We start from the raw sequence: 20,630 nt of genomic DNA, 5'->3' as shown, positions 1-20,630 counted from the left end.
CGACCGGTGAAAATGATCGCCTTACCCTAGATGACTACAAATCCGGCACACAGTTCTGAAAAAGTTGTAGACGCTCACACCTCATCCTTAAGCTTGAGTAGGGGTTCCTGAAAGCGTAGCAAACGCCCGGCATTACCCAACACCAATAACGTGCTCAAGTTGTGCAACAGCGCGGCAATCATCGCTCCCGCCGCGCCGAGCCAGCCGAATGCGGCAAACGCGACGATGGCCAGGGTCCAGCCTAAACCGATAATCACGTTGACCTGCAAGGTCTGGCGGCATTGGCGACTCAAGCGCACGCAGGTTCCGAGCCGGCGCAGGTCGCTGCCGATCAGCACGATATCGGCCGAAGCCAACGCGATGTCCGCGCCGCCCGCGCCCATCGCCACGCCGACTACACCGGCCTTGAGCGCCAGGGAATCGTTGATGCCGTCTCCCACCACCATCGGCCGGAATCCGCTGCCGATTTCTTTCAGTACACGATTGAGTTTGTCCTCGGGCAAGGCCTGGGCCTCGACATCGCTGATGCCCACATCCAGGGCCAGCGTGTGTGCAACGCTTTGCCGGTCCCCGGTGAGCAACAGCTGACGACCCAAACCCAATTCACGCAACTCACTCAGGGCAAACCGCGCCTCGGGTTTGACACTGTCGGCGAGCAACAGCCAGGCAAGAAATTCACCATTGAGTGCCAGCCCGGCAATCGGGCCGTCGTGTTCGGGAACAGCTGAAGTGTCGATGCCCAATTGCGCGAACAGCTCCGGACGACCGAGAGCCGCCTCGCCCTGCTCGGTCATCGCCACAACACCCAGCCCCTGACGCTCGTGAATGTCAGAGAGCAGCAGAAAGTGTTCCTGAGTGACCAACCCGGCCAAGGCGCGGCTGACCGGGTGGCTGCTGGCGGAACCGAGGCTGGCGGCGAGTTTCAGTAAGTGGCTGCGATCTTCCAGCGGACTGTCGATGGATTGCAGGCGCAAGGTGCCGAACGTCAGGGTTCCAGTCTTGTCGACCACCAACGACGTCAGGTCAGCCAACTCTTCAAGGAACGCCGAGCTGCGAATCAGAATCCCGTGCCGAGCCGCCACCGCCACCCCGGCAATCGCCGTGGCCGGTGCTGACAACACCAGTGCGCAAGGGCAAGCCGCGACCAACACCGCGAGCATCGCTTGAGCATCGTTGGTCACGAACCAGGTCACGGAGGCCAGCAACAACACCAGCACCATGTAGCTGCCGGCGTAGCGTTCGAGCAAACGCGTGATCGGCGGCTTGGAACGTTCGGCGCTTTGCATCAGTGCAATGACTTTACCCAGGGTCGATTCGTTACCGGTGCGGGTCACTTCAATGCGCAGCAGGCCATCAAGATTGATCGCCCCGCCGAACACCAGCATGCCCACGCCAGCTTCTATTGGCACCGACTCACCGGTAATCGAGGCGGTGTCGAGACTCGCCTGACCGGACAGCACTATGCCATCCGCCGGCACTCGATCACCGGCACGCACCTCCACGAGGTCACCGGCCTTGAGTGTTCCGTTGTCGACTTCAACGACGGAACCGTCAGCCTGAATCTTGCGCGCATGGCTGCGAGTCAGTTTGCCGAGCGCATGAATCGCTTCCTGGGAACCGATCACGCTGCGCTCTTCCAGCACGTGACCGAAGATCATGATGATCGGCAGCAACGCCGCGGTGAGCAGATCGCCCGTGGCCCAAGCGCCGAGCATGGCCAGGGCAATCAACTGATCGGTGATCCCGTGCAGGCTCGGATAACGCAGGCTGTACCACGCCGAACGCATGACCGGCACGGCCACCAGCAACGATGCGAACCCCAGCAGCAATTGGCTGACACCGATTTGCTCCGGCGACAACCAGCGCCAGATCAAGCCGAGCGCAAGCAAGCCCAATGCAAGCATGGCCAGGGTCAACTGACGCGCGGCGCTACGTTGTTCAGCCGAGGACAACAGGCTCGGCGCGGCGGCGGTTTGGACAGTCATTGCGCAGCTCCCTGAATGATCAGGCGGGAATCGTCTTTCGGATCAACCGTGGTCACCGAGCCGGCTTGCCCGAGAATTTTCGGCATGCGCTCACGGTAAATACGCAGCAGCATTTGCGGGTCGGTGCCCTGCTGTTGCGCCTTGGCCAAACCCAGCACCGTGGCAGTGTCGGCAGAAGCTTTGGCCAGGCGTTCGCTGGCTTGGGCGTGAGCCACTTGCAGCGTGCGGTCGGCTTGTTCGTTGGCGGACTGAGTCAGCTTCTCGGCTTCAGTGCGCGCGTTGGCCACGGCTTTGTCGGCCTGCTGGCTGGCGGTTAATACTGCGTTGAACGCATTCACCGCCGGGCCGGGCAAACTCGATTGCACATCGACTCGCGCCACTTCAATGCCCATCCCCTGCCCGGTCGCCGTCAGTTCGGCCAAGCGTTGATTGATGCCCCGCACCAGATCGCCACGTAGACGTTCGCGGCGCTCAGCGGCCTGATTGTCGGCGCCGATCAGTTCCGGTCGAGCCACCAGAATGGTGTCCAGATCTCGCGCAGCAGTGAGCGCCACGGCACTGCGGGTCACCAGCCGATCCAGTGCCGGCAGCACATGTTCAGCCTGTAGAACGAAGGCATAGGGCTCGGTCACTTTGTAGAACACCCGCACATCCAGTTGCACGACGCCCGCATCACCGGTCAACAAATAGCCGGAGCCGGCGAGCGCATCGCTGATCGGCGTGGCGAAACTGGCCACTCGATCGGCTTGCAATGCAGCATCCGTGCGCAGCAGATTTTCCACCCGCCGTTCGATCACCCGATCCGCCGCCGGCAACAAGATTACCTGCTCGAACGGGCGCGGCCATGCCAACAGCAAACCGGCATTTTGAATGCGATCCAGTGCGCCGAAGTGCAGCACGACGGCACGACTTTGCGGGTCGATCTGTCGCACATTGGAGAATGCCCACGCCAAAGCAGCCAACACAGTCACGGCGTACAGCGCTAAAAAAGCCAAGCGCCCGGCCTGAATCCAGGGGCTGCTCAACTCATGTGTTCCACGTGGAACTAAACTCATGGCTGCGACCCGGACTTGTTATCGAGCGTCGGCGGGCCGTCAACCAACACCCGGAATGGTGCGGCATCGGTGCGCAAAATCAATTTGGTGCCCGGCGTGACGATGGTGCCCAAGGTGTCGAGAGAACGCAGCAAATTGTAGAGCTGCGGCGAACCGGCGTAGGCACGACCGTAAATCTGCGCGGCTTCGACACGGGATTGGGCTTCGATGTCCGCGGCTTTCACTGTCGCATCGGCTTGCACGATTCGCGCATCACGCTCGGCCGCGGAGCGAATTTGCGCGGCTTCACGCTTGCCGATGGCGGTGCGTTCAGTGGCAATTGTTTCACGCTCGGCGCGCATACGATCGACAGTCGCGGTGAGCGTCACCGACGGCAGGGTCAAACGCTCGATACCGACTTGCAGCACTCGCACGCCATAGGTGGTGAGCAACTGTTGATCGATCTGCTGACGCAACTGCGCTTCAAAATCGGCGATGCGCACCTGGTTGGCATCGGTGTTCACCAAGTTGGCCAGATCGAAACTGCTGGCGGTGGTTTCCAGCGCTGAGCCGACAAAAGTGCGGATCTGCCGCGCGGCTTCGTCCGGCTGGTTCTGTACGGCACGCATAAAGCGTTGCACGTTATCCGGATCACCCTGCACCTGCCAGGCCACGTAGGCTTGCACGATGATGCGTAGACCATCGCGCGTGCCCACATCCTGCAAACCGCTGGAGGTGGTGCGCAGCCGCAGGTCCACCGGAATCGCCGCCTCGAATGGCGCCGGCCAGCGCCAGCCAAGACCGGGTTCCAGCAACACCCGGGATGGATTACCGAAGCGCGTGATGACCGTGGCCTCTCCCGAACGCACTTGCACCAGGCTCGCCGCCGCAATGGCAAACGCCACCAGCAGCGCCGCCCACCCCATTCGTCGCCACGGGAAAGGGCCAGCTTCGTGTGAATCGCCGTGGTGATGATGGTGATGACCGTGGTGATGCCCGCCATGGCCATGATCGTGGCCGGTGTGGTCATCGTGATCGCGATTGTGTGTAGGCGTCGGCTGGTTCAATGAACGGCTCCTGGCTGAGCGGTATTACGCGGCGGCGCGGGGTCAGCCGGCAGCGTGAATGTACGTAGGTCGATGGTCGGTGCATTACTGCTGCCGCCCAGACGATGATCGAGAACCAGCAGCTTGGCGTTGGCCAAACCTTGAGTCAGTTGACTGAGGTATTGCTCCAGTACAAAAGCCTGGCCGGCGCTGGAATAAGCCTTTCGCTCGGCGGCAAATTTCAGGTCGGCGGCCTGAGCCGTCGAGTTGATTTCATGAGCACTGGCTGTGGCTTGATCGTGAGCGATGCTGGCTTGCAATTGCGCCTGGTTGGTCGCCTCTGCCGCTGCACCGCGCTCACGGGAAATCAACGCCTGAGCACCAATCTGAGCAGCTTGCACGCCGTGATAGGCGTTAGCCGCCCCCGCCGGCGGGTGGATGGCCTCGACCACCGTGGCGAGAATTTCCACGCCGCTGTCGAGTTTTTGCAGGTCAGCCTGCACGGCGCGACCGATCTCTTGGGCGAGCCCTACCCTGTCCTCGCCGAGCAAACCATCGAGAGTTCGCGAGGCGAAATCGTGAACCAGAATCCGGCTGGCGGTGCTGCGGATCAGCGTCGGCACGTCAGCGCTGTTGTACGTTGCTGCCAGCGCCGCTTGATCGCTCAGGCCGATGCGATAGACGAAGCGCACATCCATGTTGACGATCTGGAAGCTCTGTTTGTCGGCACGGCTGCTGGCGATAACCTGGGATTTGTCGTTCACATGGCTGGCATCCCACAAGCGATTGGCAATTGCCGGTGCCGGTCCTTCGGCAGGTTCGGCCGCGACCGGTGCCGATGTTTCGCCCACACTGGTGGCCAACTCGTGGACCACGCCGTTCTCGACGCTCAGTACGCGTCCCAGCGGCCATGGCAAACCGGCGTGCAAACCGGGACCGAAAACTTCCACTGGTTTGCCGAAACGCTCGTAGATACCGCGCCCTTGCAGCGGAATTTCGTGAATGCCGGTGAGCGACCAACCGACGATTGTCACCACCGCCAGCACCGGTAAGGACGCCCGGCGCATGTAGGTGAAGGCCCAGATTTGTCGCAGGTCGATACCGAAGCGGTTGTGCAATTCGTGCTGCAATGCGAGCAAGGGTTGCGGCGGCCAACGCTGCATGTCGGCGACGAAGCTTCGCGCCAGCAAGGCTGGTTCCAGCTGTTCACGGCGAGGACTGAACAGTGACAACACGGCGCGCAGCAGTAACTCGACGGCGACCAGTCCCGGCAGCAAGCCGATCAGGACCGCCAGACGCACCGGCCAGACCGACGTTTCATTACCGAACAACAAACACAGTGCGCTGAGCACCAGGCAAATAATCGCGACCCGCGTCAGCTGCGCCAACGGTCCTGCTTCGGGCCACTGGGCGACGTTTTCCTGCGCCAGTTGCCGTTCCAGCACCAGCAAACCGAAAGCCAGCAGCAACGACAGCGCAGCGCCGACGCTGGCCGACAACCCCAACGCAGCGGGTGGCAAGGTCAGATTCCAGACTTGCTCGATGCTGTACAACGTCAATAACGCCCAACCGCCAAGCCAAAGCGTCGGGGCACCAATCTGCCCCAGCAAGCGCAACCAACGTTGGCTGATCCGGTCCAGCAACCGCTCATACCAGCCTTCGGCGACAAGAACTTCTTCAGCGACAACCACCGGCACCAGCACATCCGGATTCATCGCCCGTGCGCGCCACCGAGTTACCCACCAGGCCGATTGCAGGCCGGCAACCAGCACCAGCAAACCAGCGCTCTGATTGACCAGCAACGCCGGCCAAAGCGACTGCGGCGCAAACAGACCGACAAAAAACGCCAGCACCAAGCCTGTTGCCGCCAAGGCCCCCAAACCGATTGCCAACTGCCGCAATCGACGTCCTTGAATGACCGCCTGCTGAAAACGCGGAAATCCTGCTATCTGTGCCCCATCCCCATCGAGATCGACCTGCATACCATCTCAGCCTCACATCGCAATTCGTTACGATATAACGAAAGTGGTGAAATTTTCGTGCTAAATCGTTCTATCTAAAAGCGCAAAACCTGTCGCCACGCTGAAGCCTTGACCGAAATGGCGCGAAACGCACATATTACGCTCGTAATTTTTATCGAAGGCTTCTTTTATCGATCCCGTCCCTTTCACCAGGAGTAACACTATGAGCACCTATGACGTCGTGATTCTGGGCGCAGGCCCCGGCGGTTATAACGCAGCGATCCGCGCCGGCCAGCTGGGTCTGAAAGCGGCGTGCGTGGAAGGCCGCGCCACTCTGGGCGGGACCTGTCTGAATGTCGGCTGCATGCCGTCCAAAGCGCTGCTGCATGCCTCCGAACTTTACGACGCGGCCATGGGGGCGGAATTCGCCAACCTGGGGATTGAGGTCAAACCCGTCCTCAACCTTGCTCAAATGATGAAACAGAAGGATGAAAGCGTTACCGGGCTGACCAAAGGCATCGAGTTTCTGTTTCGCAAAAACAAAGTCGACTGGATCAGGGGCTGGGGCCACATCGACGGACCGGGCAAAGTCACGGTGACCGACAGCCAGGGCGTCAAGACCGAGCTGAGCGCCAAGGACATCGTTATCGCCACCGGTTCCGAACCCACTCCCCTGCCCGGCGTGGACATCGATAACAAACGCATTCTCGACTCCACGGGCGCCCTGTCGCTGAACGAAGTACCGAAGCACCTGGTGGTGATCGGTGCCGGGGTGATCGGCCTGGAGCTGGGCTCGGTATGGCGGCGCCTGGGTGCTCAGGTGACGGTGGTCGAATTTCTCGATCGGATCTGCCCCGGTGTGGATGGCGAGGCGGGCAAAACCCTTCAGCGCTCATTGAGCAAGCAAGGCATCAGCTTCAAGTTGAGTTCGAAAGTCACCAGCGCCACGACGTCGGCGAGCGGTGTTCAGCTCAGCGTCGAACCAGCCGCGGGTGGCACCGCCGAGTTACTTGAAGCCGATTACGTGTTGGTGGCCATTGGTCGACGCCCTTATACCCAAGGCCTGGGGCTGGAAAACGTCGGTCTCGCCACGGACAAACGCGGCATGCTCGCCAATAAGGGCCACCGCACCGAGGCCGCTGGCGTCTGGGTGATCGGTGATGTGACGTCAGGGCCGATGCTCGCTCACAAGGCCGAAGACGAAGCCATGGCGTGCATCGAGCAAATCGTTGGCAAGGCCGGCGAGGTCAATTACGACCTGATCCCCAGCGTGATCTACACCAAACCGGAGCTGGCCAGCGTCGGCAAGACCGAAGAACAGCTGAAGGCCGAAGGGCGCACCTATAAGGTCGGCAAATTTCCCTTCACCGCCAACAGCCGGGCGAAGATCAATCACGAAACCGAAGGCTTCGCCAAAGTATTGGCCGATGAGCGCACCGACGAAGTCCTCGGCGTGCACCTTGTGGGCCCGAGCGTCAGTGAAATGATTGGCGAATATTGCGTGGCCATGGAGTTCAGCGCCTCGGCCGAAGACATCGCCCTGACCTGTCATCCACACCCGACCCGCTCCGAGGCCTTGCGCCAGGCGGCAATGGATGTGGAGGGGATGGCGACGCAGATGTAGGGCCGGAGATTGGCGGCAGCTGGTCTATCGCTTGATCGTTCCCACGCAGAGCATGGGAACGATCCTAACTCGGTCTAAAGCGGCAAATGCTCCAACGGCAGCGCCCCCGGCGTCTTCACCGTATGAATCGCAAAGTTGCTGCGGATGTCGCTCACGCCCGGCAACTTCAGCAGTCGCCCGGTGAGAAAACGGTCATAGGCGCGCAAATCCGGCACCACCACTTGCAGCAGAAAATCCGATTCTCCTGACACCAGGAACGCCGAAATCACCTCAGGCAATGCCGTCACGGCCAGGCGAAACGCTTCGGCCTGTTCATCGTTGTGTCGTTCAACCTTGACCCCGACAAACACCGTCAGCCCAAGGCCCACTTCATCTCGATCCAGATTAGCCTGATAGCCGCGAATCACTCCCGCCTCTTCCAGCATCCGTACCCGACGCAAACAGGGCGAGGCAGACAGGCCAATCTCGTCCGCCAATTGCACGTTGCTCAGGCGACCGTCCCGTTGCAGCGCGGCGAGAATCTTGCGGTCGTAGGCGTCCAGTTTCATGGTTTGGCAGATCCCGATGGTTCGTTCATCACAAAATGGCAGGTTATGCCAAATATCGAGTCTTTAGAAGCTGACTACGCAACCACCTGCCCTGCACCTCAGCCGTAGACTGACCTCACCAAATCGACAACGAATGGGTTGCAACATGGCAGGACTCTGGCTGTTTTTCATGGCTCTTACGGTGGTGTACCTGTTGCCCGGCCCGGACATGATTCTGCTATTGCAGACCGGCGCGCGTCAGGGCAAAGGCGCCGCGCTGGCCACGGCGTTGGGGCTGGGTGTGGCGCGTGGTTGTCATGTGGCCTTGGCGGCGTTGGGTTTGGCGGCGCTGTTCAAGACGGCGCCCTGGACCTTTGACGTGGTACGCCTGATAGGGGCGGCGTACCTGCTGTGGATCGGCATTCACTGCCTGCGCACCACGATGCTGCCGAGCTTGAACGATGCAGGCGCCACGACTGAAAAACCGCATTGGCGCGAGGCGATCCAGCGCGGTTTGCTGACCAACCTGCTCAACCCCAAGGCGCTGCTGTTCTGCTCGGTGCTGCTGCCGCAGTTCATTGATCCGCATGCCGGGCCGGTGCTCATGCAATTTGCGACGCTGGGCGTGATGCTGGTCGGTGTCGGGTTGTTGTTCGACAGCGCCTACGCGCTGGTCGGCGCCGCACTGGGCCGCTGGCTGCAACGCAGTCCATCGGCCCAGCGGGTGCAGCAGTGGTTGTTCGGCAGCCTGCTGATCGGCTTCGCGGTGCGGCTGACCTTTGTGCAGCAGGCGTAATTACTGTCGTGCCTGGCGCTGCCGGCGGTTGATCAGCACCAGCGCCAGCGCTGTAAACACCACCACACCGCCCACTTGCAGCGATTTCTTGTAGGGTCGCAATACCGAGCGGACCGGACTCAACACCTGGGTAACGTAACGTTTGTCGGCATTCTGAAAGTCCGGATAAGGGCATTGATGACCGAAGTTCACCGCCCAATCCACGTATGGCCCTTCTTTTACATAGCGTTGATAGAAGGCACTTTCTTCTTCAAGGCTGGTGTTCCACCCCGCCGCCGCACACAACACCGCCGCAAAAGCATGGCTGGTATGAGGCAGATTATCGGCAGCACGACTGGCCAAAGCCGTTGCGACATAACGATAGTGATAGCGCTCATCGGGTTGAGCGGCGCTGGCTTGCTGACGCAGGACTTCATCTTCAGCCACTAACGGGCCGACCTTTAGCTCATGGCTCTCAAGGCTGTAATTACCGCCGAACGTGACGTAATCCGGCGCCATTTCGTAGCCGAGAAGCTCCATTCCCCATCGGCGTGCCATCTCAGCGGCATTGAACAACGCCGCGGCACGTTTGGTCGGCCACCAAGCCGCGTCCGCCTCCTGACGTAACTGCCCATACGCCTTAGCCTTGTTTTGCAGATCGATATTATCGAAGTAAGCCGGCGCTTCGTCGTAACGTTCTTCACGCAGCAGGCGCCGCCCGAGCAAATTGCGCAGGTTCGCGGCTACCGGCAACGGCACATAATTGTCGCGATCCTGTTGGCTGAGAGCCGGCGGCGCAGGCACCTGAGTGTCGACGTACTGCTTGAGTTCATCGAGGGTCAGCACCCGCTCGGCAATGGTGGCCGCGTCGTACCAGTAAATGCTTTGGCTGCGATAGAGCTGATCAAAGGCTTGCAGATAATCGCCGCGTTGCAGGGCCAGAATCGCGCTTTCGCCGTCGACCCGGCACTTGGGCTGCACTGTTTCGTAGTCCCAGTCCGGAGTCCGACGTTCGCCCCAGGACTCATTTTGCGGGAAGGCCTGGGCTGCCTTGGCATACGCCGCGGCGGCAGCGATTTTGTCGCCATCACGCAACGCCAGTTTCGCCCGCAGCCACCACGCGAGACCACCGTCACCGGCGTGTTCGAGGAAGGCTTTGGCACTGGCGTAATCGCCCTGCTGATAATTCATCGCCGCCAGACGATCCGCGTTATCCAGGCTGCCGCGAGTGCTGTTTTGCAGCAGCTTGATCAGTTTCTGTTCGTTCGGCGGTTGATCACCGAATGACCAGCCCAATCGACTGATCAATGACGCCGTCACCAATTGCTGCACCGCTTTGCCTTTGAGCAATACGGCCAGTTGATCGTCGGGCATTGTCATCAGATCAGCCATCAACAACTTCAACGAGCTGTAGCCCACCGCTGAACCGTGGAGGTTCTGCGTGGCGTAGAGTTCGATAGCGCTGTCCCAATCGCCAGCGGTGCGGGCCACTCGCGCTTCTTCGCCGAGGCTGGCAACACCCAGCTCCAGCGGGTCGCTGTAGCCATCGATGCTCAATTGGCGCGTCTGCTCGAAAGCCTTTCGGGATTGAGCCAACAGGTCAGGACCGGCACCCGCCTCTGAACTCATGGCAAACAGTGCCCGTCCCAACGAGTAAGCCGCCCAGGTACTGCGCAACGCACGTTGATCCGCCGGCAACGCCAGCACCTTCTGAAAGTACTCGGCGGCCAAGCCATGGTCACCGGCGTTGAACGCCACAGCGCCCGCCAAATAGAACCTGTGCTCGGCCGGCAGGCTTGCGCCTTGCTCTTCAACCTGATGGGCATCGGTCAGGCTGCGCAGCTGTTGCACCAGCGCTTGCTGCTCAGGCGTCAGACCGGCCTGTTCGGCGGTGTTGCGCTGACCTGCGTAATCGGGCGCATCGCCGTAACCGTCGCCCGGAATGTTGGTGGCTGCGGTGACATTTTTCAGTCCCGCGATGGCATGCCCGAGGCGGTTGATCTCGACGTTGAAGTTGCCTTCCGGCAGTTCCGCCAGCGATTGGCCACGGTTGTCCAGCAGGCGCATGGGGAAGTCCGGCCCGCAGGCCAGCGCCGAACCCAACGGCAGGCTGAGGCTCAGGCAAAGCACATGGCGGGGCCAGTTACGGGTGAACATTCGAACCTCCTTGATCAATATGTGCGCAGCGTGCCCAACCGATGGCGCGCTGCCCGCCGGCGGGGATTCGACCCTCGCGCAGGCGGGTGAAGGTAAGCAGATCCGGGTGCTGTTGCAATGCATAACCGGCCAATGCATCGGCGCCGTCGCAGCCCCGCACCGCCAAGGTCAGGCGTTCGGGCCAGGCGCTGTCGAGGTTGCCTTGATTGTTGACGCTGATGTCGTAGAGGCCGTCCTGCGCCGAGAGCTTCAGCCCCACGAGGCTATCGAGCGTATCGCCACGCGCCACAGCGATTAGCGTCGTCAGGCTCCAGGCCCTGCGATCATTGGCCAGCGGCAGGCGAAACCAGATCAGCCCGGCCAGATGAGCCGGAGGATCAGCGCGTAACTCGGCGCCGAGTTTGCTCAGTTGCAGCGGATCCGCCAGTAATTCCCGACGATCGCCCCCCCGGTCGATAGACACTTCGCTTTCCACGACCGGCGCGCCATCGCCCCCCGGCAACAGCGCCACGCCATAAGCCGGCAGCGCCAGATAAAACGGTTTCGGGGTAATGCGACTCCAGGCCTTGGCCCATTGCCGGGCCTGATCCGCGTCGAACAGCCCACGCCGTGGATCGCTCACCGCGTGCACCTGCAATACGCTGCTGTCGACCGCCGTCAGCAGCGCCGGCAATTCGGGGCTGTCGAGCCAAGCCGGCAACGCGGTGATGCTCAGTGGCAAGGACGCCGGCAGAACAGCACGTAAATGCGTGAGGAATTCGCGGTAGGCCGGTAGCCGGGCGTTGCCCGCATCGTGGTCGATTTCCACGCCGGAGAGAATCAGCCCCTGCCCTTGCCAATCGCTGAGCACCTGCTGGATGTGCGCCGTGACCTCGTCCTGATCCAGCCCCGGGAGCTGGCCATCCAGACGAATCACTGCAATCAGCGGCCGGCCATCACGCTTGAGCAGCGCCGAATCGATTCGCGCCCGGCTCCAGCCGGCCTGCGCAAATGCCTGCAAGGCCAGCACGCGCAAGGTCGAGAAATCGGCGCGGCTGTCGCGTAGCGCGGCGTCATGGGCCGATGTCCATTGGCGTTGCCAGACATAGAGTTGCTGATCGAGCGGCGGTGCGTCCGGTCGCTCGCAACCGTTGAGCAGCAGCAATGCGGCGAGCAAGGCCGAGAGGCGAATGAAGAACGACATGACATCCCTGATCCCTAAAAACACAGGGCTACAGGGTAATGCAGAGTGAACTGCTTTGCGTAGGAGCCAGGCTTGCCGTAATGCCTGTCAGTTAAGGCGAAATCTGTAGGAGCGAGGCTTGCCCGCGAAGAACGATGACGCGTAATACCTGAAAAACCGCGGTGCATTCTTCGCGGGCAAGCCTCGCTCCTACAGAAATTTCGCTTAACTGACCGGCATTGAGGCTTGCCGGCGAAAGCGCACTTAAGGACGCCTTCGCCGGTAAGTCGGATCGCCGCACCGCTGGCTCCTACATAATCGGCTTGCGGGCAATGATCACCTGACTTTTCGCCACCACTGCATCCAGCGCCTGTTTGATCTGCGCACCCCGTGGCGAGGACAGAACGGCCTGCCAGGTGTCGGCCCAATGGTTGAGCAACGGGTGGTCGGCGTTGCTGAAATCGACCTTGGCTTCCCAGAACAACAGCATCCACATCGACCAATAGAATCCGTACTGGCTATGGCTGATGACTTCCAGGCCGGCGTCGCTGACCATTGCCTTGAACTGCTCTTCGCTGATGATACGAATGTGGTTGGGCTTCTGGAAATACTCCGGCGCGGCGATGTCTTTTTGCAGGTCTTCGGAACTCGGGTGCGGAACGCTGAGCAAATACAGCGCCCCAGGCTTGCCGACCCGCACCAGTTCGGCTAGAAATTGCGCCGGATCGTCGACGTGTTCGATAACTTCAGTGGACACCACCCGGGTCGCGGTCGCATCGGCAATCGGCAGCGGATTACAGTCCGTGACGTGGCACTCGACGCCCCGCGCCGGCGTGTCGCTCAGGCGCTGACGAGTCGCTTCGACCTTGGCGGCGTCAATGTCGGCAATGATGATCTTCGCCCCGCGCATGCCGCAGAAATGCACGTTGCCACCGTCACCGCAGCCCACGTCCAGCAGCGTGTCCTCAGGGCTGACCGGGAACCCGGTGAACAGCTCGCCGGTTTGCTGATTGAACCAGCCGCTGAGCATCGCATCGTGCAGGCCGAGCATGTACGGGTCGACTTTGTCGGCAACCGAGGGTGCCGGCGTCAGCGGCTTCGCGGCAACGGACGTGCCCGTCGTGAGTTTCTTCAAAAGGCTCAGCATGAGGTGGCTCCAGAGGATGGAAGGGCTGATCGGGACATACGCAAGCGTTGCACCAGATGGGCACCCCGGTTGCGCATGGGCAGCTCGATGAATCGGTAGTTGAGTTCGCTCAGCAGCACGATCAGGGTCATGGCGCAAAACAGCGCCAGTGCCGGCTGCATCGCCACGTCCTGCGAACCGGCAGGCGCGAAACGAAACCAGCCTTCGCGTATGACAAAAAACGCAGGGATGTGTATCAGGTAAATCCCGTAAGAGCGGGCGCCCAGCCAAACCAGTGTTTGCTTGAGCTTGCCTTTGGGCAGCAGATAATCGCGATTGTAGGAAGCGATCCAGACCAGCACCGCACACAACATCCCAATCGCCCCGATCCGATAGTTCGCCAGATTGAACGGGGCGCTCGCCAGGACACTCAATGCAGCCCCCAGGCTGATCAGTATCAACGGGCCTGACCAACGACGGCACAACAATCGCGGCTCCCAGGCCAGAAAGCTCGGCCTCGAGCTCCACATCGCCAGCAACACGCCCAGTGCCAGTGCGTCGGTCCTGATACTCATCAACAGCGCTGAACGCCAAGTGAACAGCTGCACGGCAACCAAGGCCAGCAACACCCACACCAACCGCTTGCGGCAGACGAGGATCAGTAACGGCAGCAACAGGTAGAACTGCTCTTCAAGGGACAGGCTCCAGTAAACGAAGCTGGCACCGTATTCGAAGCGCATGAAGCTTTCGGCAAAGCGGAAATTGGCAAACTGCAGAAAGCCCGCCAGCGTCGCCTGCAGATTGGCCTGCACCGTGCCAAAGGCGCCTGAATGATTGAAAAACAGTGCGCCCGACAACATCAGCAGCAGCCATAACCACGCGGAGGGCAATAGACGAAAGGCCCGGCGAATCCAGAAATCGCGGGTTTCCTGCCAGAAGGCTTGCGGTGTCTGGCAACCACGCAGCAGCGGAATCAAGCCTCGGGCGATGACAAACCCGGAGATGACAAAAAACAGGTCCACACCCCACCAGAATTGCCCGTGGGCCGTGCCCGATTCGAAACCCGGCAGCCCACCCGGAAATGGCATGGTTTGCAGGTGATGCACCAGCACGCCAAGCACAGCGATCCCGCGCAACAACTCGATGTCGAGAATCCGTCGACTACTCATTGCGCAGTCCCGGCCTTTGAGCCGCTGGTCATTGGTTTGCGCGCAATGATCACCTGGCTCTTGGGCATGAACTGATCGAGCATTTGCTTGATCGCCAGCCCATTGGGTTGCGCCAGCAGGTCTTGCCAGGTTTTCGCCCAACTCTCCATCAGCGGCGGGTACGGCGCCTGAATCCGGTCACGCACCGCGCCGCCCAGATCGCGCCCGGCCGCGCGCTCGCTGGCCCAGAAGAAAATCATGCCCATCACCCAGAAAAACCCGCTGGCCTGGCGATGCTCGATCACCAGACCGGCGTCCTCCACCAGCGCGGCGAAGCGTTCCGGGGTAAAAATCTGTACGTGATTGGGCGACTGGAAATAACTGGCCGGGGCGATGCCCTGTTGCAAATGCTCGCCCACCGGCGCCGGCACGCTCAGCAGATACTGCGCACCCGGACGGCCCATGCGCACCAACTCGGCCATGAACAGCTCGGGCTGATCGATGTGTTCGAGCACTTCCATGCACACAACTTTGCTCGCGCAGCCATCGGCCAGCGGCAACGGCAGGCTATTGCTGACCAGCCCCAGGCTTGGCTTGTCCGTCTGCGCGTCCACCTGCCGGGCCAGGTCTCGGACCTTGTCGTGTTCACTGTCAGTGAAAATCACTGAGGCACCCTGACGCACCGCAAACAGCGTCGCAACACCCTCACCGCAACCGACATCCAGCAAGGTGTCGTCCGCGGTAATTGCAAAGCCCTTGAGCAATTCGCCGCTGTCGCCCGAAAACCAGCCATCGAGCATGGCGTCGTGCAAGCCGACATCGCGCGGTGACACGCTGGCTTGCGCAACCGGTGCAGGCACAGGTTTGGGTTCCGCCACTGGACGCAGCCGCCTCATCAATGCGCGGATCATCCCTGAGGGGTTTCCACGGCTGACGCAGCGCGGGTTTCGAATAGCCGTGCAAGGAATTCTTTCAGACGCTGTTCAGCGGTTGCCTGGCTGCAGAAGTTTTGCAGGCTGGTCACCGCGTGGGCGGACATTCCTGCGTAGCGTTGCGGGTCGTTTTGGGCCACGTCATAGCTGGCCCGATAGGCCGTGCATAACGAGGCCCAGTTGGTGATGTAACGCAGGGTGCGAAACGCCTTGCGCGGGTCGTGGGGCCAGGCCGTCAGCTCATCCGTGGAGTCGATGAGGAAAGCATTGTCCGCATCCAGATAATCGATCATCGCCGTGGTGCGCGGCGCCACTGCCGGCTTGCCGCATGACATGAATTCCATCAGGGGCAGGCACTGGCCTTCGCCGTAGGACGTATTCACCACGTAACTCGTGGCCTGCACCAGACGTTCGTAGTCCGCATCCGCGAGGTAGCCGTAAATCAACACGATACGGCAGCGGTAGGACTGGTTTTTGTACAAGTGGTGAAGGATATCGGTCAGCGCTTCTTCGGCATTGTGATGCGTCAGCTTGAGCACTAGCGTGGCGTCTTCTACCTCGCGGAAAGTCACGCAAAAGGCACTGAGCATGTCTTCCCAATTCTTGCGCCCGTCACCGGGGTTGAACACCGAGGTGTAGATCACACCGTCGAGCACCAACTCCTGTTCACCAGCGGGCGCCTGAAAGTCGATGCCCTTGCCGCCACGCAAATGCGCAGGACCGAAGGCCCGAAGATCAAGTTGACGACTGTCCGCGAGCAAGCCTTTGATTTTCAAGCGCACCTGGCGGGCCAATGGCTGACGCTGCAATTGCGCACCGCGTGCGGCAAAGCGATCCCACACTGGTGCCGGTACCGCGACAATCGGATAGTCGGCGCCCATGGCTTCGCGCACGGCATTGACGGTGTAGCTGGAATGGGTGATTGCCGCACCGCTCGCGCGCAATACCGTGCGCCAGTCATTACGCGGTTCACCGGCGAACGGCTCATTGGGAATGGTGCTGAATTCCCACGCAAACACTGCCAGGGTCGGGCAGGCAAAATGCACCGGCGTGCGATGCGGCGGCGAGAACGACAGGAACACGCAGTCTTCGCCACGTGACAGACAATCGAGGTACAGGGCGTCGACTTCGGTCTGCGGATCGCTGACCTCCACTACCCGCCCCAGTCTCTCCAGCACCGGTCGATACTCTTTGAGCACGAAGTAATAGCTGTACTCCGAACGGCCCAGGTTTTGCGCAATGGTGTGCTGGTTGGTTTCTGAATAAATGATGATCAGCATGAGGCGTTATCCGTGACGGTCGCTGCCGACACACCGTGTGGCGCCAGCCCGAAAAAGTCCGCCAAGCGTTGTTGCACCGCAGCGAATGCGCAGTAATCGTGCATGCGCTCGACCGCCGCGTGAGACATCTGCTGATACTCCAGCGGTTGTTCCTTGGCGATGCGGTAGCTGTTTTCGTAGGCCGTTTTCAACGACCCCCAGTCCGGTCGATGACGCAGGGTCCGATAGATGATGCGGGTGTCCTGAGGCCAGATGGTCAGCTCTTCGCTGGACTTGACCACAAACGCCACGCGCTCATCGATGTAATCCTCCATGGCTGTGTGATCCGGGGCGATCACCGGTTTGCCGCTGGCCATGAACTCCATCAGCGGCAGACACAAGCCTTCGCAGCGCGAGGCATTGACATAATAACTCGCCGCCTCATAGAGCCGTGCATATTGCGGATCGTCCAGGTAGCCGTGCATCACCACCACCCGACAGGCGAACGGTGACAGTTGCGCCAGCAAGGTCATCAGCTCGGTGTAATAGGACGCCAGATCGCTCTGGGTAATCTTCAGCACCAGCGTGGCGTCCACGGTGTCCCGGAACGCCCAGCAGAATGCGCTGATCAGTTGATGCCAATTCTTGCGCCCGTCCCTGGGATTGAACACGGTGACATAGACCACGCCATCGACCTGGGTCTGAACCTGCTCCGTAGTGTCCGGAAGGTCCACGGGTGCTGGTACGTGGACCGGCAGCGACTGTGGACCGGCAATGGCCGGGAAGTATTTTGCGAGCCTGGAGTGAGCCGGGTCAGACAACAGATCGCGAATCCCCTCCCAGTACCACTGGCTCAGAAAATGAGTGCGATGGACCGGCACCGGTTGCGCCCTGCCCAAGTCCAGCGCCCACAAACGCAAGTAGTGCCTGGCGATGACGAAGCGCCGCTTCAGGGTTAGCGGCGGCGGACGCAAAGCCTCGAGTTCCGCCTGTTGCTCAGGGGTCAGCGGCGGTGGAATCAGCGAGTCGGCGGACAGCCCGAGCGTGCGGGTATCGAGGATGCAGCCCTTGATGTCGAGGGTCGAGCCAGCATTGACCGGCACGCTGGTATGGCGACTACGGATGGCAGCGAAGTTTTCCCACAACGGGGTCGGCAAGACCAACACCGGAAAGTCTTCGCCCATGGCCCGACGGATCGCCCGGGCGGTATGGCTGGAAAGCGTGATCACCCGGCCCTGGCGCGCCAGCATGCGAGTCCAGTCCTGCTGGGGATCGTTGTCCCACTGCTCATCGGGAATCGAATCGAACTCCCAGGCCACCACGCAGATTGTCGGGCACTCAAGGTCGTTCGGGGTTTTCTGCGGCGGGGTGAAAGACAGGAACAGGCTGTCTTCACCGGCGGCAAGCAGTTGCCTGTAGAGAGGATCGACCTCGGTGGTGGAGGACACCACATGCACCCGCCCAAGACTTTCGAGCACCGGGCGATAGGCCTTGAGCACGAAGTAATAACTGTATTCGGGGCGACCGAGGCTCTGGCTGATGGAACTGTCGTTGACGTCCGAGTAAAGAATAAAATTCATGGCATCCCACGATGAAGCCGCCATCCCGGCGACCTCACTCTATGACGGCGAAGCCACGGATCGAGTCGGCGTGTACCACCCTCGTCTATAGTCTTCGTGTCCGTCTACGTTCTTGTTTTAGTAGTCAGTTTCGCGGAGTTTCAAAATAACCCTGCCGAACCTTGGGCGATCGTGACGAGGGGCATTCTAAACACATACGTTAAGGGTTCGTGAACCGCTCGGCGAGAATAAATAGGCGTGCAAAACGAGAACTGACCAGTCACGGCAGGACCTGTTGAAATTGCTGCGCAATTGGCACAGATTGGCTACCAAATAACTACAACAACGACTTCGCCTGTCTTTCGACCCCGTAATCCACCCGGTCTGTCAGACATCTCCGTCAAGCCTGTGGGGAATGGACGAGGTTTTATGAATCAAGGGGTCGCTGCTTGAAAAAGCATCTGTTCGTGACGGGTCTGAGTGGATTCGTGGGACAACACATCCAATCCCGACTGAAGGCCGATGCCTCGGAATGGGAGCTGCTGCCTGTCCCCTCCCAGTACGATCTCGCATCCCCGCAAAGCCTTGAAGACCTATGGCCGGAGATGCCCGATGCGGTTATTCATCTGGCCGGCCAGACCTTCGTCCCCGAAGCCTTCCGTGATCCGGCACGTACGCTGAATATCAACCTGCTCGGCACCCTCAACCTGCTTCAAGCCCTCAAGGCCCGTGGCTTCAATGGTACGTTCCTGTACGTAAGCTCCGGTGACGTCTATGGTCAGGTCAACGAAACCGATCTACCCATCACCGAACTCCAGCCACCCTGCCCGCGCAATCCTTATGCCGTGAGCAAACTGTCGGCGGAGTTCCTGAGTCTGCAATGGGGTCTGAGCGAGGGCTGGCCAGTATTGGTCGCGCGCCCGTTCAACCACATCGGCACCGGGCAGAAGGATAGCTTCGTCATCGCCAGCGCTGCGCGGCAGATCAGCCGGATCAAGCAAGGCCTGCAAGCACCGCAACTGGAAGTCGGTGACATCGATGTCACTCGCGATTTCCTCGATGTGGGCGACGTGGTGTCGGCCTACTTCGCATTGCTGGAAAAAGGCACTCCGGGGCAGGTCTACAACATTTGCTCGGGGCGCGAGCAGAGCATTCGCAGTTTGATCGAACAGCTGGGGGACATCGCCCAGGTCAGTATGCAACTGATTCAGGATCCGGCGCGTCTTCGCCGCGCGGATCAGCGTCGCGTTTGTGGCAGCCATGCCAAGCTTGCCCAGACCACAGGATGGACGCCTGAAATCACAACACAACAATCCCTGCGGGCGATCCTGTCCGACTGGGAGACGCGAGTACGACAAGAATGACAAAAAGTGCATTGATCACAGGGATCACCGGTCAGGACGGCGCCTATCTGGCCAAGTTGCTGCTCGACAAAGGTTATAAAGTCTACGGCCTGGTGGCGCGGCGCAGCAGCGATTCACGTTGGCGACTGCGTGAGACGGGGATCGAGGGCGATATTGTCTATCTGGATGGCGATATGGCCGATGCCTGCTCGGTGCAGCGCGCGGTCATCAAATCGGCGCCGGACGAGGTTTACAACCTGGCGGCGCAAAGCTTTGTCGCCGCCTCCTGGGATCAACCGGTGACCACCGGCATCGTCGACGGCCTGGGCGTGACTCACCTGCTCGAAGCGATCCGCCAGTTCAGTCCGCACACCCGCTTCTATCAAGCGTCCACCAGCGAAATGTTCGGCTTGATTCAGGCCGAGCAGCAAGACGAAAACACACCGTTTTATCCGCGCAGCCCTTACGGCGTGGCCAAGCTCTATGGCCACTGGATCACGGTGAACTATCGCGAAAGCTTCAACCTGCACGCCAGCAGCGGCATCCTGTTCAACCACGAATCACCGCTGCGCGGCATCGAGTTCGTGACCCGTAAAGTCACCGACGCCGCCGCTCGCATCAAGCAGGGCAAACAGCAGGAGCTGCGCCTGGGCAACATCGATGCGAAACGCGATTGGGGATTTGCCGGCGACTACGTCGAAGCCATGTGGCTGATGCTGCAACAAGACAAGCCTGATGATTATGTGGTCGCCACCGGCGTGACCACCACCGTGCGCGAAATGTGCCGCATCGCTTTCGATCACATAGGCCTCAACTACCGCGACTACGTGAAGATCGACCCGGCGTTTTTCCGCCCGGCCGAGGTAGAGGTGCTACTTGGCAACCCGGCCAAGGCCCAGCGCGTACTGGGCTGGAAGCCAAAAACCGATCTGGACACTTTGATCCGCATGATGATGGATGCGGACATGAAACGCGTTGCCAAGGAGTAGGCC

General features: G+C 60.6%; 16 protein-coding genes. 4 read left to right on the top strand and 12 right to left on the bottom strand.

Features of this window, described 5'->3' with window-relative positions; all coding sequences use genetic code 11:
• Positions 1-74: 74 nt before the first annotated feature.
• Genes NHU87_RS04005 through hflK (NHU87_RS03990) form a run of 4 tightly spaced genes read right to left on the bottom strand, consistent with a single transcriptional unit; the run spans position 75 to position 6,047 of the window.
• Positions 75-1,985, bottom strand: coding sequence for a heavy metal translocating P-type ATPase (locus tag NHU87_RS04005; protein ID WP_253545847.1), 1,911 nt, complete (start codon positions 1,983-1,985; stop codon positions 75-77).
• The gene (gene hflK / locus NHU87_RS04000) at positions 1,982-3,040 is read right to left on the bottom strand and encodes a protease modulator HflK (RefSeq protein ID WP_253545845.1); all 1,059 of its coding nucleotides are present in this window, start codon (positions 3,038-3,040) and stop codon (positions 1,982-1,984) included. The genes NHU87_RS04005 and hflK (NHU87_RS04000) overlap by 4 nt, the downstream gene beginning before the upstream one ends.
• Complete coding sequence (gene hflC / locus NHU87_RS03995; RefSeq protein ID WP_253545843.1) at positions 3,037-4,086, bottom strand: protease modulator HflC; 1,050 nt, start codon at positions 4,084-4,086, stop codon at positions 3,037-3,039. Before hflC ends, hflK (NHU87_RS04000) begins: the two co-directional genes overlap by 4 nt.
• The gene (gene hflK, locus NHU87_RS03990) at positions 4,083-6,047 is read right to left on the bottom strand and encodes a protease modulator HflK (protein WP_253545841.1); all 1,965 of its coding nucleotides are present in this window, start codon (positions 6,045-6,047) and stop codon (positions 4,083-4,085) included. The genes hflC and hflK (NHU87_RS03990) overlap by 4 nt, the downstream gene beginning before the upstream one ends.
• Positions 6,048-6,249: 202 nt before the next feature.
• Between hflK (NHU87_RS03990) and lpdA the strand changes: the two genes are divergently transcribed.
• Positions 6,250-7,650 (top strand): dihydrolipoyl dehydrogenase, encoded by a 1,401-nt coding sequence (gene lpdA, locus NHU87_RS03985; protein ID WP_253545839.1) that lies wholly within the window; start codon positions 6,250-6,252, stop codon positions 7,648-7,650.
• A gap of 74 nt (positions 7,651-7,724) precedes the next feature.
• On the opposite strand, the gene NHU87_RS03980 is transcribed toward lpdA, so the two are convergent.
• A complete protein-coding gene (locus tag NHU87_RS03980; RefSeq protein WP_038980472.1) occupies positions 7,725-8,198 on the bottom strand; it encodes an Lrp/AsnC family transcriptional regulator in 474 nt (157 codons plus the stop codon).
• Positions 8,199-8,343: 145 nt separating this feature from the next.
• Between NHU87_RS03980 and NHU87_RS03975 the strand changes: the two genes are divergently transcribed.
• Positions 8,344-8,973 carry a LysE family translocator gene (locus NHU87_RS03975; protein WP_253545838.1) on the top strand — a complete coding sequence of 210 codons (630 nt, stop codon included), beginning with the start codon at positions 8,344-8,346 and terminating at the stop codon, positions 8,971-8,973.
• Here the strand turns inward: NHU87_RS03975 and NHU87_RS03970 are convergent, their stop codons facing one another.
• From NHU87_RS03970 to NHU87_RS03940, 7 genes are all read right to left on the bottom strand, one after another.
• Complete coding sequence (locus NHU87_RS03970; protein ID WP_253545836.1) at positions 8,974-11,109, bottom strand: hypothetical protein; 2,136 nt, start codon at positions 11,107-11,109, stop codon at positions 8,974-8,976.
• Entirely contained in the window at positions 11,096-12,292 is a 1,197-nt protein-coding gene (locus NHU87_RS03965) for a DUF3142 domain-containing protein (protein WP_253545834.1), read from the bottom strand. Before NHU87_RS03965 ends, NHU87_RS03970 begins: the two co-directional genes overlap by 14 nt.
• Positions 12,293-12,581: 289 nt before the next feature.
• A complete protein-coding gene (locus tag NHU87_RS03960; protein ID WP_253545832.1) occupies positions 12,582-13,418 on the bottom strand; it encodes a class I SAM-dependent methyltransferase in 837 nt (278 codons plus the stop codon).
• Entirely contained in the window at positions 13,412-14,566 is a 1,155-nt protein-coding gene (locus NHU87_RS03955; RefSeq protein ID WP_253545830.1) for an acyltransferase family protein, read from the bottom strand. Before NHU87_RS03955 ends, NHU87_RS03960 begins: the two co-directional genes overlap by 7 nt.
• Positions 14,563-15,456, bottom strand: coding sequence for a class I SAM-dependent methyltransferase (locus tag NHU87_RS03950; RefSeq protein ID WP_253545828.1), 894 nt, complete (start codon positions 15,454-15,456; stop codon positions 14,563-14,565). The genes NHU87_RS03955 and NHU87_RS03950 overlap by 4 nt, the downstream gene beginning before the upstream one ends.
• Complete coding sequence (locus NHU87_RS03945; RefSeq protein WP_253545826.1) at positions 15,453-16,757, bottom strand: glycosyltransferase; 1,305 nt, start codon at positions 16,755-16,757, stop codon at positions 15,453-15,455. Before NHU87_RS03945 ends, NHU87_RS03950 begins: the two co-directional genes overlap by 4 nt.
• Positions 16,751-18,316, bottom strand: coding sequence for a glycosyltransferase (locus NHU87_RS03940; protein WP_253545824.1), 1,566 nt, complete (start codon positions 18,314-18,316; stop codon positions 16,751-16,753). Before NHU87_RS03940 ends, NHU87_RS03945 begins: the two co-directional genes overlap by 7 nt.
• A gap of 428 nt (positions 18,317-18,744) precedes the next feature.
• Between NHU87_RS03940 and NHU87_RS03935 the strand changes: the two genes are divergently transcribed.
• Together NHU87_RS03935 and gmd are read left to right on the top strand one after the other, a co-directional pair.
• Entirely contained in the window at positions 18,745-19,659 is a 915-nt protein-coding gene (locus NHU87_RS03935; RefSeq protein WP_253545822.1) for a GDP-mannose 4,6-dehydratase, read from the top strand.
• Positions 19,656-20,627: a GDP-mannose 4,6-dehydratase gene (gene gmd / locus NHU87_RS03930; protein WP_253545821.1), complete on the top strand. Its 972-nt coding sequence runs from the start codon at positions 19,656-19,658 to the stop codon at positions 20,625-20,627. The genes NHU87_RS03935 and gmd overlap by 4 nt, the downstream gene beginning before the upstream one ends.
• The last annotated feature ends 3 nt before the right edge of the window (positions 20,628-20,630 follow it).

Source organism: Pseudomonas mandelii, assembly GCF_024138395.1.
Lineage (GTDB): Bacteria > Pseudomonadota > Gammaproteobacteria > Pseudomonadales > Pseudomonadaceae > Aquipseudomonas > Aquipseudomonas mandelii_E.
This window is presented reverse-complemented; position numbering and strand designations above follow the sequence as displayed.

Coding starts and splice junctions, on each gene's coding strand:
- NHU87_RS04005 (WP_253545847.1), bottom strand. CDS start 1,985: ATGACTGTCCAAACCGCCGCCGCGCCGAGCCTGTTGTCCTCGGCTGAA.
- hflK (WP_253545845.1), bottom strand. CDS start 3,040: ATGAGTTTAGTTCCACGTGGAACACATGAGTTGAGCAGCCCCTGGATT.
- hflK (WP_253545841.1), bottom strand. CDS start 6,047: ATGCAGGTCGATCTCGATGGGGATGGGGCACAGATAGCAGGATTTCCG.
- lpdA (WP_253545839.1), top strand. CDS start 6,250: ATGAGCACCTATGACGTCGTGATTCTGGGCGCAGGCCCCGGCGGTTAT.
- NHU87_RS03980 (WP_038980472.1), bottom strand. CDS start 8,198: ATGAAACTGGACGCCTACGACCGCAAGATTCTCGCCGCGCTGCAACGG.
- NHU87_RS03975 (WP_253545838.1), top strand. CDS start 8,344: ATGGCAGGACTCTGGCTGTTTTTCATGGCTCTTACGGTGGTGTACCTG.
- NHU87_RS03970 (WP_253545836.1), bottom strand. CDS start 11,109: ATGTTCACCCGTAACTGGCCCCGCCATGTGCTTTGCCTGAGCCTCAGC.
- NHU87_RS03965 (WP_253545834.1), bottom strand. CDS start 12,292: ATGTCGTTCTTCATTCGCCTCTCGGCCTTGCTCGCCGCATTGCTGCTG.
- NHU87_RS03960 (WP_253545832.1), bottom strand. CDS start 13,418: ATGCTGAGCCTTTTGAAGAAACTCACGACGGGCACGTCCGTTGCCGCG.
- NHU87_RS03955 (WP_253545830.1), bottom strand. CDS start 14,566: ATGAGTAGTCGACGGATTCTCGACATCGAGTTGTTGCGCGGGATCGCT.
- NHU87_RS03950 (WP_253545828.1), bottom strand. CDS start 15,456: ATGATCCGCGCATTGATGAGGCGGCTGCGTCCAGTGGCGGAACCCAAA.
- NHU87_RS03945 (WP_253545826.1), bottom strand. CDS start 16,757: ATGCTGATCATCATTTATTCAGAAACCAACCAGCACACCATTGCGCAA.
- NHU87_RS03940 (WP_253545824.1), bottom strand. CDS start 18,316: ATGAATTTTATTCTTTACTCGGACGTCAACGACAGTTCCATCAGCCAG.
- gmd (WP_253545821.1), top strand. CDS start 19,656: ATGACAAAAAGTGCATTGATCACAGGGATCACCGGTCAGGACGGCGCC.